At 69.0% G+C, this 13,726-nt stretch carries 10 protein-coding genes; 7 read left to right on the forward strand and 3 right to left on the reverse strand.

Translation table 11 applies throughout. The features are described 5' to 3' along the window. A partial coding sequence (locus PMI14_RS21850) for a bifunctional diguanylate cyclase/phosphodiesterase (RefSeq protein ID WP_007857568.1) occupies positions 1–1,726 on the forward strand: 1,726 nt, incomplete at its 5' end. Positions 1,727–1,745: 19 nt separating this feature from the next. Here PMI14_RS21850 and msrA read toward each other — a convergent pair. From msrA to msrB, 3 genes are read right to left on the reverse strand one after another with little or no spacing between them, the layout of a single operon-like run. Then, positions 1,746–2,474, reverse strand: coding sequence for a peptide-methionine (S)-S-oxide reductase MsrA (gene msrA / locus PMI14_RS21855; RefSeq protein ID WP_007857569.1), 729 nt, complete (start codon positions 2,472–2,474; stop codon positions 1,746–1,748). Between the two features lie 58 nt (positions 2,475–2,532). Further along, the gene (locus tag PMI14_RS21860) at positions 2,533–4,356 is read right to left on the reverse strand and encodes a cytochrome c biogenesis protein DipZ (protein WP_007857570.1); all 1,824 of its coding nucleotides are present in this window, start codon (positions 4,354–4,356) and stop codon (positions 2,533–2,535) included. An 11-nt stretch (positions 4,357–4,367) separates the two neighbouring features. Further along, entirely contained in the window at positions 4,368–4,871 is a 504-nt protein-coding gene (gene msrB / locus PMI14_RS21865; RefSeq protein WP_007857571.1) for a peptide-methionine (R)-S-oxide reductase MsrB, read from the reverse strand. A 141-nt stretch (positions 4,872–5,012) separates the two neighbouring features. On the opposite strand from msrB, the gene PMI14_RS21870 reads away from it, so the two are divergent. The 6 genes from PMI14_RS21870 to PMI14_RS35015 all read left to right on the forward strand — a co-directional run bounded on the left by PMI14_RS21870 (position 5,013) and on the right by PMI14_RS35015 (position 13,722). Then, positions 5,013–5,738, forward strand: a complete 726-nt coding sequence (locus tag PMI14_RS21870) for a response regulator transcription factor (RefSeq protein ID WP_035205058.1) — start codon at positions 5,013–5,015, stop codon at positions 5,736–5,738. After that, complete coding sequence (locus PMI14_RS21875) at positions 5,735–7,252, forward strand: HAMP domain-containing sensor histidine kinase (RefSeq protein WP_007857573.1); 1,518 nt, start codon at positions 5,735–5,737, stop codon at positions 7,250–7,252. Before PMI14_RS21870 ends, PMI14_RS21875 begins: the two co-directional genes overlap by 4 nt. 127 nt (positions 7,253–7,379) lie before the next feature. After that, positions 7,380–10,766 carry an EAL domain-containing protein gene (locus PMI14_RS21880; protein ID WP_007857574.1) on the forward strand — a complete coding sequence of 1,129 codons (3,387 nt, stop codon included), beginning with the start codon at positions 7,380–7,382 and terminating at the stop codon, positions 10,764–10,766. Positions 10,767–10,956: 190 nt separating this feature from the next. Beyond that, positions 10,957–12,141, forward strand: a complete 1,185-nt coding sequence (locus tag PMI14_RS21885) for a DUF3182 family protein (RefSeq protein ID WP_007857575.1) — start codon at positions 10,957–10,959, stop codon at positions 12,139–12,141. Further along, complete coding sequence (locus tag PMI14_RS21890) at positions 12,125–12,895, forward strand: S9 family peptidase (protein ID WP_007857576.1); 771 nt, start codon at positions 12,125–12,127, stop codon at positions 12,893–12,895. The genes PMI14_RS21885 and PMI14_RS21890 overlap by 17 nt, the downstream gene beginning before the upstream one ends. 323 nt (positions 12,896–13,218) lie before the next feature. Further along, the gene (locus PMI14_RS35015; protein WP_007857577.1) at positions 13,219–13,722 is read left to right on the forward strand and encodes a hypothetical protein; all 504 of its coding nucleotides are present in this window, start codon (positions 13,219–13,221) and stop codon (positions 13,720–13,722) included. Positions 13,723–13,726: the final 4 nt, after the last annotated feature.

Consider the following 13,726-nt stretch of genomic DNA (forward strand, 5'->3'; position numbering starts at 1 on the left):
GGCCACCGGCCGCCGCCGCTGCGTGCGCGCGGTGGGGGAGGCCGAGCATGATGCGCATGGCGAGCCGCGGCGCCTGGTGGGGGCGCTGCAGGACATCACCGAGCGCAAGGCGCTCGAACGGCGCCTGGCCGACAGCGAACGCTTCGTGCGCGAGATCACCGACAACCTGCCCCTGCGCATCTCCTATGTGGATGCGCAGGGCTGCTACCGCTTCGTCAACCAGCGCCAGAGCGAGCGCTTTGGCCGGCCGCGCGAGGAGATCCTGGGGCGCACGCGCGCCCAGCTGCTGGGCAGCCCCGACGATCCCACGGTGGCGCAGGCCTTCCGCGCTGCCATCCACGGCACGGCACAGCGCTTCGAGTTCAAGGAGGAGGCCTTCGGCCAGGCCCGGACGATCGAAAGCCAGCTCATCCCCGATACCGGGACCGATGGCCGCATCAAAGGCATCTTCACCATCGGCATCGATGTCACCGAGCGCAAGGCCACGGAGCGCACGCTGCGCGACATCACCGACATCTTCGACAACACCACCGACTTTGTCATACAGACCGACTGGCGTGGGCAACTGCAATACATGAATCCTGCCGCGCGGCGTGCCCGCGGCCTGGAGCTCGGTGCATCGGTGCAAGGAGACGATTACGAGCAGTTCAATACGGAAGAAACCCTCCGCCGCCACAGGGACGAGATCATGCCGGCCGTGCGTCGGGACGGGGTGTGGCTGGGAGAGACCACGGTGCTGGGACAGGGCGGGCGCATCGTACCGGTGGACCATATGGTGATTGCGCACCGGGACGCGCAGGGGCGCATCTCGCGCTATTCGGCGGTGATGCGCGACATCTCCGCCGAGGTGCAGGCACGCCAGCAGCTGCAGTTGCAGACCATCATCCTGCATTCCATTGCCGAGACCATTCCGGCCGTGGTGGCGGTGGTCGGCAGCGATGGCAACTACCGCTTCGCCAACCGGGCCTTCGAGCTGTGGTGCGGGCGGCCGCGCGGCATGGTCGTGGGCCGGTCGCTGCAGGAGGTGCTGGGAGAGGATGACTACCAGCGCAGCCTGCCCTGGGTGCAGCGCGCCCTGGCCGGCGAGACCGTGAGCTTCGAGAAGGAATATGCGGGCCGGGCACACAACCGGCACATGGCCATCTCCTTCATCCCCCTGCGGGTCGATGGGAGCGCGGTGGAGGGCTTCGTGGCCATGGCGCAGGACATCACCGAGCACCGCGAGGAAGCGCACCGCCTGCTCATGCTCAGCGAGCGCGATGCGCTGACCGGCGTGCTCAACCGGGCTGGCTTCGAGCGCTACCTGCAGCACAAGGTGCTGGAGGGTGATGCGGCCGGCCTGGCGCTGCTGTACATCGACCTGGACCGCTTCAAGCCCATCAACGACACCCATGGGCACCCGGTCGGGGACGAGGTGTTGCGCCAGTTCGCGGCGCGGCTGCAGGCCGCCGTGCGTCCCACCGACGCGGTGGCGCGGCTGGGTGGGGACGAGTTCGCCATCGTGCTCTCGGGCGTGCGCGAGAAGGCCCATGCCGATACCGTGGCCGACAAGGTCGTCGAGGCGGCCCATGCCCCCTTCTACACGGGCGCGCTCCAGCTGGAGATCGGTGCCAGCGTGGGCGTTGCGCAGGGCGCTGCGGACGGCCAGGGCTGGCAGGGCCTGGTGGCCCGGGCCGATGCCATGGTCTACCGTGCAAAAGCCGAAGGGCGGGGACGGCGCGCTTGAGGCGGCACCGGCCCGGAACTCACGCCGCGCGCTTGACCAGCGCCGGCTCGGCGCGGTAGCGGCTGGCAAACAGCCGCTTGAGGTGCGCCACCTTGGGCAGGTCGTTGATCACGATGTAGGGGTGGCGCGGGTTCTCGGTAAGAAAGTCCTGGTGGTAGGCCTCGGCCGGGAAGAAGCTCGGGCCGCTCTCCACACGCGTGGCAATGGGCTTCTTGAATACCTTGAGCGCATCGAGCTGGGCGATGTAGGCGCGCGCCACCTTCTCCTGCTCAGGGCTGGCCGCGAAGATTGCCGAGCGGTACTGCGTGCCCGTGTCGGGCCCCTGGCGGTTGAGCTGGGTCGGGTCGTGCACCACCGAAAAGAAGATCTGCAGCAGCGCGCCGTAGCTCACCTGCGCGGGGTCGTAGCTGATCTCCACCGATTCAGCGTGTGCGGTGCGCCCGCTGCTCACCAGGCTGTAGGTGGCCGTGGCGGCCGAGCCGCCGCTGTAGCCCGAGACGGCCTTGTGCACCCCCGTGACATGCTGGAACACGCCCTGCACGCCCCAGAAGCAGCCGCCGGCAAAGATGGCCTTTTCCAGCTTGGCGCTGCCGGCGGGCAGGTCCTGCGCGGGCGGGGGGATCACCACCGCCTCTTCGGCCGAGTGGGCCAGGTTCTGGAAGAGCAAGGCGCCGCCGGCCAGCGTGGCGCCTCCGGCCAGGAGCTGCAGCAGGCTGCGCCGGCTGGGAGATGGGGAGGTGTTTGTCATGGTGGAGCGCCTTTGTCGGAAGGTGGAGTGAGTGTGATGCGGAGATACCTGGCCCTGCTCAGCCAAACGTAAAGGCGTAGGCGTCGACAGGGGCATCCAGGAACTCGATGCGGAAGGTGCGTTCGCGGATCTCTCCGCTCTGGCGTACCAGCTGGTACAGGCGCTGGTCGGTCACCGTGCCCGTGCCGTCGGCGGCCACGTCCGTGCCATGGGCCGCACCAGGGGCCTGGCCATCGACCGTGACCTTGAAGCGCACGGGCTTGCCGCCCGCACCCGGCCCCAGCACCAGATGCAGGTCGCGTGCCTGGAAGCGGTAGACGATGCCGCCGCTGCCGCCCGCCAGCGTGGCGCGCTCGGCGCCCACCGTCCACTGGCCGGCCAGGCCCCAGGCATTGAGCGCCGGGCGGGCCGGAGCGGTGTAGGTCGTGGCCCGGTCGCGCACGGCGGGCTCGGCCGAGGCGAAGTTCTCGGCCCGCTCATAGCCCAGGTAGGTTTCGTGCGAGCGCACCGCGCTGAGGTCGGCGGGCTGGTGCACGCCCTGGGCTGCCACCTGGGCCAGACCGTCCTGCACCGGGGCAGCGGCACCGGCCTCGCGCAGCAACTGCTGGATGGCGCGCTCCGACTCGGCGTAGTTGCCCTCGCCGAAGTGGTGGTAGCGCATGCGGCCCTGGGCGTCGATCAGGTAGTGCGCGGGCCAGTAGCGGTTCTGGAAGGCGCGCCAGATCGCGTAGTTGTTGTCGATGGCCACGGGGTAGGTGATACCCAGGTCGCGCACGGCCTTGGCCACGTTGGCAGCATCGCGCTCGAAGGCGAACTCGGGCGCATGCACGCCCACCACCACCAGGCCCTGGTCCCTGTACTTCTCGGCCCAGGCCTTCACATACGGCATGGCGCGCAGGCAGTTGATGCACGAATAGGTCCAGAAATCCACCAGCACCACCTTGCCACGCAGGCCGGCCGTGGTGAGCGCCGGGGAGTTGAGCCACTGCACGGCGCCGTCGAGCGAGGGCACTTCGCCCTGGTCGGGCAATGACCCGGTACCACTGCCGTTGGCCGCCATCATGGACGGGCCGGCCCCATTGGCGGCGGCCATCATGGCGCCGCTGCCCTGCATCATCATCGACGGGCCGCCGCTCATGGCCATGGCGCTGCCCTGGGGTTCGCCACCCAGCCGGTTCACCAGGGCCTGCTCGATGCCCCCGGTGGATGCCGTCGACAGCCGGGCCAGCACACCCGTGTCCAGCCCCAGCGCAATCGCCGCCACGCCGGCCAGCATCGCGGCGCCCAGCCCGCGGCGCACCCACTCGCCCACGCCCAGCGAGCGCTTGAGCGCGGCGAACACCCGGCCACCGAGCAGCAGGGCCGCGGCCATCGACGTGGCCGCGCCGGCCGCATAGGCCAGCAGCAGCAGGCTGGTGCCCACGCTGGCGCCCTGCAGGGCCGCACCGGTGAGTATCAGGCCCAACACCGGCCCGGCGCAGGGAGCCCACAGCAGGCCCGTGGCCACGCCCAGCAGCAGCGATGCGCCCACGCGCGGCTGACCATCGCCCTGGGCCGTCTGCGACAGGCGGTCGCCCGCGGCGACCAGGGGGCGGGTCATGCGCTCGGACAGGCCCGGCCACAGCAGGGCCAGGCCGAACACCGCCAGCAGCACCAGCGCCGCCCAGCGGCCATACTGGTTGGCGGCCACCACCCAGCCGCCACCCACGGCGGCCAGCGTGGCCACGGCCGCGAAGGTCAGCGCCATGCCGGCCAGCAAGGGCAGGCCGCTGCGCGAAAAGGGCTGGCTGGCACGCGAGAAGACAAACGGCAGCACGGGCAGGATGCAGGGGCTGACGATGGTCAGCACCCCGCCCAGGTAGGCCAGGAGGATGAGCAGCATGGCGTCGGTCCTCAGGCGGCGCCGGCCGTGAAGCTGAGCGACAGGCCGTTCATGCAGTAGCGCAGGCCGGTGGGCTGGGGACCATCGTTGAAGACATGGCCCAGGTGGCCGCCGCAGCGGCGGCAGTGCGCCTCGGTGCGCGCCATGCCGAGAGTGCGGTCCGTGCGCGTGGCCACGGCGTTGTCCAGCGGCTTCCAGAAGCTGGGCCAGCCGGTGCCGCTGTCGAACTTGGTCTTCGATGAAAACAGCGGCAGGGCGCAGCCGGCGCAGGCGAAGGTGCCGGCGCGGTGCTCCTGGTTGAGCGGGCTGCTGCCGGGCCGCTCGGTGTTTTCGTGGCGCAGCACGGCGTACTGCGCGGGCGTGAGCTTGGCGCGCCACTGGGCGTCGGTGAGGGTCACCTCGAAGACCTCGCTGCTGCCTGCAGCCGCCGGCGCACTGCGGTGCGAGAACAGGGCGGCCAGCGCCAGGGCGCTGGCGGATCCGGTGAACAGGAGATGGCGGCGGGTGGTGGTCATGGTGTCCTCGGTCGGTAGATGGAACGAAGCTTAGGTTCGGCCCCATCGCCAAGTCCTCACGCAAACTTCAAAAATTCGTGATAACTCGGCAGGCCCGGATTGCGCACAATGCAGGCATCCGATGGCCCGCCTGACCCCCTAATGTCCACACCCCCCTCCAAACGCGTGCTGCTGGTCGAAGACGACGCCCACATCGCCGACCTGCTGTCCATGCACCTGCGCGACGAGGGCCTGCTGGTGGTGCACTGCGCCCGGGGCGACGACGGCCTGGCGCAGCTGGAGCGCGGCGGTGACTGGGATGCGCTGGTGCTCGACCTGATGCTGCCGGGCGTGGATGGCCTGGAAATCTGCCGGCGCGCCCGCGCCATGGCGCGCTACGTGCCCATCATCATCATCAGCGCCCGGGCCAGCGAGGTGCACCGCATCCTGGGCCTGGAGATCGGCGCCGACGACTACCTGCCCAAGCCGTTCTCGGTGCTGGAACTGGTGGCCCGCGTGCGCGCCCTGCTGCGCCGGGCAGAGGCCATGGCGCAGAACGCGCGGGCCGCGGCAGGCAGCCTGTCGGTGGCCGGCCTGGCCATGGACCCGGTGGCGCGGGACGCACGGCTGGCGGGTCAGCCGCTCGACCTGACACCGCGCGAGTTCGACCTGCTGTACTTCTTCGCACGCCAGCCGGGCAAGGTGTTCTCGCGCATGGACCTGCTCAACGCCGTCTGGGGCTACCAGCACGAGGGCTACGAGCACACGGTCAACACCCACATCAACCGCCTGCGCGCCAAGATCGAGGCCGACCCGGCGCAGCCGGCACGCATCCTCACCGTCTGGGGGCGCGGCTACAAGTTCGCCGGCCCCGAGGGCGCGCCATGAGGCTCACCCTGACCCAGCGGCTGTCGCTGGTGTTCGCCGTGCTGCTGCTGGTATGCAGCGGCACCTCGGCCTGGATGCAGGTGCGCTCCAACCGCATGCACGAGCTGGAGGTGGTGCAGGGCCTGTCGCGCGACCTGGCCGCCAGCATCGCCCGCGATGCCCAGCTCACCGATGCCGACGGCCTGATGCCCGACGCCGTGCGCAAGCTCTTCAACCAGCTCATGGTGGTCAACCCCAGCGTGGAGGTCTACCTGCTCGGGCCCGACGGGCAGATTGCCGGCCATGCAGCACCCGAGGGCCGGCTGCGCCGCGACCGGGTGGACCTGGCGCCCCTGCGCCGCATGATCGATGGCGCGCCGCTGCCCATCCTGGCCGACGACCCGCGCAGCACCGATGGGCGCAAGGTCTTCAGCGCCGCGCCGCTGCGCGTGCATGGGCGCGACGTGGGTTTCATCTACGTGGTGCTGCTCGGCGAAGCGCACGACCTGGTGGCGGCACAGGGCTCGACCAATGCGGTGCTGACCACGGCGCTGTGGTCCATCGCCATGGTCGCGCTGCTGTGCCTGGCGGCGGGCCTGGTGGCTTTCACCTTGATCACGCGGCCGCTGCGCCGCCTGACCGAAACCGTGCGCCGTTTCGACATGACCGGTGCACAGCCACCCGTGCCGGCCGTGGCGCCACCACCACCGACGCCGGACAGCCGCGACGAGATCGCGGTGCTCGATGGAGCCTACCGCCAGATGGTGGCGCGCATCGGCGAGCAATGGCAGGTGCTGAGCCGCCAGGACCAGGAGCGCCGCGAACTGATCGCCAACGTCTCGCACGACCTGCGCACGCCGCTTTCCTCGCTGCACGGCTACCTCGAGACCCTGCTGCTCAAGGACGCGACGCTGCAACCGGCCGAGCGCCAGCGCTACCTGGGGATTGCGCTGGACCAGAGCCGCAAGGTGGGCACGCTGGCGCAGAGCCTGTTCGAGCTGGCACGGCTCGAATACGGCTTCGTCCAGCCCGAGGCCGAGCCCTTTGCCATGGCCGACCTGGTGCAGGATGTGTTCCAGAAGTTCGAACTCGGGGCGCAGGAGCGCCGGGTGGCGCTGCAGGCCGACATCGCGCCGCAGCTGCCGCCCGTGCATGCCGACCTGGGCCTGGTCGAAAGGGTGCTGACGAACCTGCTGGACAACGCCCTGCGCCACACACCGCCAGGCGGCACCGTGACGGTGCTGCTGGCCCGGGAGGGCGATGCCCTGTCCGTGCAGGTGCAGGACACCGGGCCTGGCATTGCACCGGAACTGCGCGAGGGGCTGTTCGAGCGCCCCTTCGCCATGGGGGGCGCGCGGCGCGGCGGCGGCCTGGGGTTGCGCATTGCGCACCGCATCCTGGCACTGCATGGCAGCCGCATCACGCTGGTGGAAACAACGGCGCCCGGCGCTTCATTTCGCTTCACCTTGCCCTGGGCTGGCGAGGTGCCCGGTGGGCCCGCGCGCGCTGGAGCGAGGGCGGCACCGTCGTCTTAAGCGTTTACACCTAGGCCGGCTTGTAGGACAAGACCGCCACTTCCTGGCATGTAATTTTTTGCTACCGCCGAAGGGCGGTCGGATGTAAGAATGGTCCATCCTGGCATAACAGGGGGAGGGAGGCCCATTGCTTCTGCGCTCGAGCTTCGAAACGAAGGTCCTGGCTGCGTTCATCGCTGCCGCTGCGGTGGTGGCCGGCGTCACCGTGATGGGCTGGAAGCTGGCCGACGATGCCGAGGAGGCGACCGGCTGGGTGGCCCACACCCACCAGGTGCTGGGCAACGTGGCCCATATCCGTGCCAACACCCTGCAGATCGAGCTGAGCACGCAGAGCTTTCGCGTCACCGGGGACCCCGCGCACATCACCGAGCGCGACGCGGCGGCCGAGGCCCGCGAAGCCATGCTGTCGCAGCTGCGGCAGCTCACCGCCGACAACGCCTTGCAGCAGGAGCGCTGGACCCTGCTGCGCCAGATGGTGGACGAGCGGCTGGCTATCTCGCGGCGCGTGGAAATGCTGCGCAAGACCCAGGGGCAGGAGGCCGCCAACGCCTACGTGGCCACGGCCCCGCTGCAGAAGACGCGCGACCGCATCCATGAACTGCTGCGCGGCCTGGAGTTCGAAGAGGCCGCACTCCTGCGCGAGCGCACCGAAGCGCAGCTGCGCACCCGCCGCCTGCTGCTGGCAGCCAATGGCATTGCGGTGCTGGTGCTGGCAGCCCTGCTGGCGGGCGCCTATGCGCTGATCAAGAGCCAGCTGCGCGAAACCCGCCAGGCCCAGCGCGCCCTGTCGGACAGCGAGGAGAGCCTGGCCACCACCATGCAGTCGATTGGCGATGCCGTGCTGGCCACCGACACCGAAGGCCGCGTGACGCGGATGAACCCGGTGGCCGAGCAACTGACCGGCTGGACTTTCGAGATGGCGCGCGGCCTGCCCATCGACGTGGTGTTCCGCATCATCAACGAGATCACGCGCGGGCCGGCGGTGGTGCCGGTTGCCCAGGTGCTGGCCACCGGGGTGGTCCATGAGCTGGCCAACCATACGACCCTGATCGCCCGCGATGGCACGGAGTGCCCGATCGCCGACAGTGCGGCCCCCATCCGCAACAGCGCCGGCGAGGTGACGGGTGTGGTGCTGGTGTTCCGCGACGAGAGCCTGGCCCGCCAGGCCCAGCGCCTGATCGTGGACGCCAACACGCTGCTGGAGCAGCGGGTACAGGAGCGCACGGCGCAGCTGCGTGCCAGCGAAGACCATCTCTACAGCGTGATCAACAGCGTGCCGGCGGTGCTGGCTTTTGTGGATGTCGACCAGCGCTATGTGTACGTCAACGCGCAGCACAAGGCGCTGTATGCACCGGACCGCGACGAGGTTCGGGGGCGCACGGTGCGCGAGATCATCGGGGAAGAGCGCTATGCCCATGCTGCGCCGATGATCGAACGGGTTCTTCAGGGCGAGCGGCAAAGCTACGACTGGCAACCTGTTCCTGGCATGTGGCAGGCCATCGAATGCATACCCAAGCGCGACGACAGCGGGCGCATCCAGGGATACTACGTGCTGGGCTCCGACATCACCGTGCGCAAGCAGGCCGAAGACAAGGTGCTGGCGCTCAACACCGAGCTGGAAGACCATGTGCAGCGCCTGGAGCACACCACCCGGGCCCTGAAGACCCTGAGCGCCGGCAACCGCACCATGCTGCGTGCCGTGGACGAGCAGGACCTGCTCTCCAGCATGTGCGAGGCCATCGTCACGGCAGGGGGCTATGCCATGGCCGTGGTGTGGTGCCGCCCGGCCGATGCGGCTGCGGGCAGCCTGCTGGTGCCTGTGGCCGAAAGCGCCCACCCGAGGGCGCAGCCCTGGCTGCGCGCGTTGAACGCGCGCTGGCAGGCGGGCGACATGGGCCAGGGCGTGCTCGGGGATGCGTTCCGTTCGGGGCTGGCCAGCGTGGGGCAGGGCGGGGAGCCGCCCGGCCTCGACGGCCCGGCCTGGCTGGCCGGCATGCCGGCCGCGGCCTCGGTACTGGCCTGCCCGCTGCGGGTGGATGGCGAGGTGATCGGCGCCCTGGCGATCTACAGCAACCGGCCGAAGATGTTCGAGCCCGACGAGATCACCTTCCTCGTCGAGTCGGCCGATGACCTGGCCTTTGGCGTGGCGACGCTGCGCCATCGCAGCGAGCAGGCCAGGGTGCAGGAGGCCATGCAGCAGATGCGCCGCTACGACGCCCTCACCGGCCTGCCCAACGAAGCGCAGTTCACCGAGATCCTGGTGTCCGCCATCAACGCCGGCCAGCAGTTCGCGGTGCTGCAGGCCAATGTGGAGCGGCTCAGCGAGATCAACGACGCCCTGGGCTTCTGCTATGGCGACCAGATCCTCCAGGAGGTCGGGGCCCGCCTGGTCCACGCCGTGCCCGCATCGGCCACCGTGGGGCGGCTGCGCGGTGATGAATTCGCCATCCTGCTGCCGCAGTGCAATGCGCAGGCCGCGGTGGCCATGGTGCGCACCGTGGATGCCGTGCTGGCCCAGCCGTTTCCGATTGCCGACATCTCGATGGAAGTCTCGGTCACGGCCGGGGTGGCCCTGTTCCCGGCGCATGGAGAAACCCCGCACGACCTGTACCGCCACATGGACACGGCGGTGCACCAGGCCAAGAAGGCCGGGGTCGGGCATGTGGTCTTCGACCCGGCCAAGAGCCAGCACCGCAACCAGGCGCACCGCCTGCAGATGGCGGGTGAGCTGCGGCGTGCCATCGAGAACGGCGATCTGGCGCTGTACCTGCAGCCCAAGATCGACATGGTCACCGGGCAGGTGCGCGGGGCCGAGGGCCTGGTGCGCTGGCGCCATGCGGAGCGCGGCCTGCTCATGCCGGGCGACTTCATCGGACTGGCCGAGCACACAGGGCTGATCAAGCCGCTGACCGAGTGGGTGATGGAAGCCAGCCTGCGGCTCAACCATGGGTGGGCCGCCAAGGGGGTGGCCCTGCCGATTGCCGTGAACCTGTCCGCGCGCAACCTGCGCGACGAATCCCTGCTGCAGACCATACGCCAGCTGCAGGCCGCCTGGCCCCTGGCGCCCGGGCTGATGGAGCTGGAGATCACCGAAACCACCGTCATGGGCGAGCCCGAGCGCGCCCTGCGCGTGCTGCAGGCGCTGCGCGACCAGGGCATCGCGCTGTACATCGACGATTTCGGCACCGGCTACTCATCGCTGAGCTACCTGCAGCAGCTGCCGGTGGAGTACATCAAGATCGACCAGTCCTTCGTCTGCGACATGTCGGTGAGCAAGGCCTCCTCGGTCATCGTGCGCTCCACCATCGACCTGGCGCACGACCTGGGCCGCAAGGTGGTGGCCGAAGGCATCGAATCCCAGGCCCACTGGGACCAGTTGGCCGCCCTGGGCTGCGACATCGGGCAGGGCTACTTTCTGGCACGGCCCATGCCGGCCCAGGAACTGCCGGGCTGGGTGGCGGGCTTCGTGGCGCCCGTGGCGCGTGCGCAGCCCGAGAACATGTTCGTGATTTGAGCCTTTCACGCTGTAGCCCGCGTCCTACAGCATGTTGCGGCGCACAAGAAGCGCCAGCGGCGACCTCCAAAAATAGCATGGAGCCACGGTCAACAGCAGGGCATGCCCTCGCCAAGGACCGGGTAAGTGCCATCGGCGGGTCTGCGAATCCTCTCGCAGTGCACGCCCACCCAGCCTGGAGGGCCCCGCCATGACATCCCACCCATCGGAGTTTCCGCTCGGCCTGGAGGCTGCCCACAGTGCGCTGGCGCTGCGGCGGCGGGAAGCCCAGGAAACCGTCATGCCCTTCACCCGGGGGCTGCGCGGACACGCCAGCACCCATGAACAGACCACGCGCGAAGAACTGGTGCGCCGGCTGGCCGACATCAAGGGCTGCGCCTACAGCACCGACGAGTTGCCGCAGCCCGTCTGGCAGGGCCGCACCTACCTGGTGCCCAGTGATACGCTGGTCGGCCTGGCCACCGCACATGCCCTCGGGGTGCACGGGCAGGACGATCTGTTCGGCGGTGTCGTGCCCCACGCCTTCATTGCCACCAAGGCCATCACCCACCCGCTGGTGTCGTTCGATGCCGCGGCGCCCGAGGGCTGGAATCCCGAGTTTTCCCGGCTGGTCAAGCGCTCTGTGCTGCCCGGCTACGCAGCGTTCTCGCGCGCCGATGCGCTGCGCGCCGGCGAGGCGCTGTTCGCCCTGGGGCCGCTGCGCGTCAAGCCGGTGGGCGAGACGGGTGGCCGGGGACAGACCGTCGTCGCCACCATGGAGGCCCTGGAGGCCTGCCTGAACGCGCTGGGCGACAGCCTGCTGGAGAGGGATGGCGTGGTGCTGGAGCACAACCTGACCGAGGTGGAGACGCTGAGCATCGGCCAGGTGCGGGTGGCCGGACTGCAGGCCTCGTACTACGGGTCGCAGCGGCTCACGCCCGACAACAACGGGGCCCTGGTCTATGGCGGGTCGGACCTCACGGTGGTCCGGGGCGACTTCAATGCCCTGCTGGCCGCCACGCCCTCGGGACCGCTGCACGATGCGGTGACCCAGGCGCTGGACTATGACGAGGCGGTGCGCACCTGCTACCCGGGGTTCTTCGCCTCGCGCATCAACTACGACGTGGCCCAGGGCCTGAATGCGGCCGGCCAATGGTGCTCGGGCGTGCTCGAGCAGTCGTGGCGCGTGGGCGGGGCCAGCGGTGCGGAGGTGGCGGCGCTGGAGGCCTTCCACCAGGATCCGGGCTTGCGCCGGGTGCGTGCCAGCTGTGTCGAGAAATTCGGCGCGCCGCACCCGATCCCGGTCGGCGCCACGCTGTACTACCAGGGCACCGACCCCGAGGCCGGACCGCTGACCAAGTACACCACGCTGGAGATCCATGACCACACGGCATAAGAGCATCCATATCCCCGTGGGCAACCGCAGCATTGCGGGCACCCTGGTGGCCCCCGACGTGCTAGTACCCGGGGTGATGCTGGTGCACGGCTGGGATGGCAGCCAGAAGCAGTACATCGACCGGGCACACCAGATCGCCGCGCTGGGCTGCATCTGCCTGACCTTCGACCTGCGCGGCCACGCCAACGACCGTGCCGAGCGCGAGACCGTCACGCGCGAGGACAGCCTGAATGACATGCTGGCCGCCTACGACCTGCTGGTGGGGCATCCCGCGGTGGACCCGGCCTCGGTGCTGGTGGTCGGCACCAGCTATGGCGCCTACCTGGCCGCCGTGCTCAGCGCGCTGCGCCCCGTGCGCTGGATGGCCCTTCGGGCGCCCGCGCTGTACAAGGACGAGGACTGGATGGTCTCCAAGATCAAGCTCAACCGCCAGGAGGTGGCCGCCTACCGCAACCGCGCTATCGAACCGCAGACCAACCGGGCCCTTGCGGCCAGCGCGCAGTTCAAGGGCGACGTGCTGCTGGTCGAGTCCGAGAACGACGACGTCGTGCCCCACCCGGTGCTGGAAAACTACCGCGCAGCCTTCCTGCAGACCCGCTCCATGACCTACCGCGTGATCGGCGGTGCCGACCATGCCCTGACCCACCCCGAATGGAAAGAGGATTACACCGGCATCCTGGTGCATTGGGTGCAGGAGATGGTCAATGGTGCCCGAAAAAAGGCCAGGCCCGCTGCCGCCGGATCACCGCAATGAGGCCTGTCCCCATGGGCTACAGCGGTCCCCCTGGATATTCTGGATTGATTACCAGATCGATCTGGTAACGCCCTCGGGAATATGGAAACAAAATCCAGGGATTGCGGCGTGAGGATGGCGCACCCCCCGGCGATTGTCCTACAGCCATTGCCAGGCACCCGGTTCACCATGGGTTATTGGTCGCCCACCGGTACCCATTGCTGATTTGGCAATCGCATCTTCCCAATGCTCCAGGACCATGCGAGTACCAAGGGATCGAGAGATCCAGGGTGAATGTTCTGGTGTCCAGAATATCCCGGAGCCCATCAGGTGTGAGGTGTGTCATGTCCCGTCCCCATTCCGTCGTCCCAGCCCATATCGATACCTCGGTGATCGGAGAAGAAGATCCCGGTGCATCGCTGGAGATATTCAGCAATGAGGCGCTCAAAAATCGGGCGAGGGATATCCCGCCGTCCCCGTCTGCCAAAACACAGCAGAACAATCCCTACCTGACGATCAATTGCTCAAACAATGGCCAGTGTTTCACGATCCAGGTGCAATGGCAGCAGCCGCAGGAGCGCGAATTCACCGACCTGCTGGGACTGGTGATTGCCGAGCATGCCGTGATTTCGGACGTGGCCTGGGTGCACCACCGGAAAACAGGCCAGGACCCGGTGCAGCTCGAAATGAGTGCGACGGCCGATGGCCGGGCCGCCGTGCAGGTGAAACCGGCGGCCACGTCGGAGCAGCAGGCGGGCGTAGCAGCCCCCAGGCGCAAGGTGCTGCACGAGCCGTTCTTGGCGGCGAACGACCATGCTCCCTACGGCGCGCTGCGCCACCGCAAGTAGTTTG

It is taken from the genome of Acidovorax sp. CF316 (assembly GCF_000276605.1).
Taxonomy (GTDB): Bacteria; Pseudomonadota; Gammaproteobacteria; order Burkholderiales; family Burkholderiaceae_C; genus Acidovorax.